Here is a 1,570-nt window from a genome sequence, read left to right on the forward strand (position 1 = left end):
CTATGGCGATCAGCAACTGGCCAAGCATCAGGCGGCTCTTGATCCGCACCCGCTGCTGGCCAAGGTCGTCTATGTCGATCAACAAGACGGAAAAGTCGCCATTTACGCCGACCAGCAACTGGCCAATCACCAGGCTGCCGCCGATCCGCACCCGCTCCTGGCGAAGGTCGCTTATGTCGATCAGCAGGACAAAAATATCACTGCCAATGCGGAACAACGACTTGCCGGGCACATGGCTGCTGCCGACCCGCACCCGCTCCTGGCCAAGGTCGCCTATGTCGATCAGCAGGACGCCAGCGCGCGCACCTATGGCGACCAGCAGCTGGCCAAGCACGCAGCGGCGCCCGATCCGCATCCGCAATACAGCATGAAGGAAGTGGCGACACTGCCGAGGTTTGACGCGTCGAAAAAGCTGGCCAATGCCGATTTTGTGCAGCAATCACAAGGCAATATTGTTGCGCATGATGCTGTGGGAGTATCCCGTAGCCTGACTCCTGATGATATCGGCAAAGCGCTGTACTTTTCCGCGCCAAACCTGAGTTTTACATTGCCTAAGCCTAGCGATCTTGGTTTACAAACAAATTCAGGCAAGTGCATTCACTTCTTTGGATTTGGTGGCAATACGGCAAAAATCGTCCCAGGTGCAGGTGCCAACATCAGCTTCACGGTGGGGGGCGTCCCCTTCATCGAATTTAAAACGGGGCAATACCTCACGCTCACTGCAGCGTCTGATATTACATGGCAAGTCATCGACTCGACCGCGGAAATGTCGCGCAATGCCGATTTTGCCTCGGCCCTGAGCACGAACGGCTTTCAGAAAATTGCCGGCGGACTGATTATTCAGAAAGGTCAGGTGGTCACCAATGCGGCAGCCGACTTCGTGCGCTTTAACTTCCCGATCCAATTTCCCCNTCACTGACGTACACCGCATGGCATAACTCGCCCACGGCGTCCTATGTTGACGTCAAGGGCAGCGAACCGGCCATCTACATTGACATCATTGCTATCGGCTATTAGAACATGACCATTCGCTACGCCCCATCCACCGGCAACTTTTATCCGTACACGGAAGTGTATGCCACCCTGCCCAACGATATCGTGGAAGTCGATTACGCCGACTTTGAGCGCGTGATGGCACGGAAACCCGGCCAAACCTTCGCACTCAAGCGGGGCAAACTGGTCATCTCGGATGCGCCGCCTGTCGCCTTCGATATCCTGGAAGCGCACTACCTGGACAAGATCCGCCTAGCACGGGACACCGTGCTGAACCGCCTGGCCGGCATCGGCTTTGCCGCGCTGGCCAGCGGCGACACGCTAGCCGTGCAAGCCATCGCGGCGGCACGTGCCGACCTGCTCGATATCACCACCTGCGCGGGCGTAGCCGCCGCGCAGGATGTGCCGGCGCTGCAGGCGACCGTCTGCGCCGAATTGCTGCGCATCGCCAGCGCCCTGCCCGACGAGGCCCGCCGTGCATTCACCGATGCCGGTATCCCCGTTTCCGTGTCCTTGCCCGCCAGCGGCGAAGACTGAATCCGCCCTTTTACCTTCCACCAGGAGAGCCATCCATGCC

The 1,570-nt window shown here is 58.6% G+C and carries 1 protein-coding gene; it reads left to right on the forward strand.

Annotated features, from left to right (window positions below):
* The first annotated feature begins 1,020 nt into the window (after window positions 1-1,020).
* Window positions 1,021-1,530, forward strand: coding sequence for a hypothetical protein (locus tag K0F85_RS28285; protein WP_219119126.1), 510 nt, complete (start codon window positions 1,021-1,023; stop codon window positions 1,528-1,530).
* Window positions 1,531-1,570: the final 40 nt, after the last annotated feature.

The sequence above is a fragment of the Janthinobacterium sp. UMAB-56 genome (assembly GCF_900095265.1).
Taxonomy (GTDB): Bacteria; Pseudomonadota; Gammaproteobacteria; order Burkholderiales; family Burkholderiaceae_D; genus Janthinobacterium.

Coding starts and splice junctions, on each gene's coding strand:
- K0F85_RS28285 (WP_219119126.1), top strand. CDS start 1,021: ATGACCATTCGCTACGCCCCATCCACCGGCAACTTTTATCCGTACACG.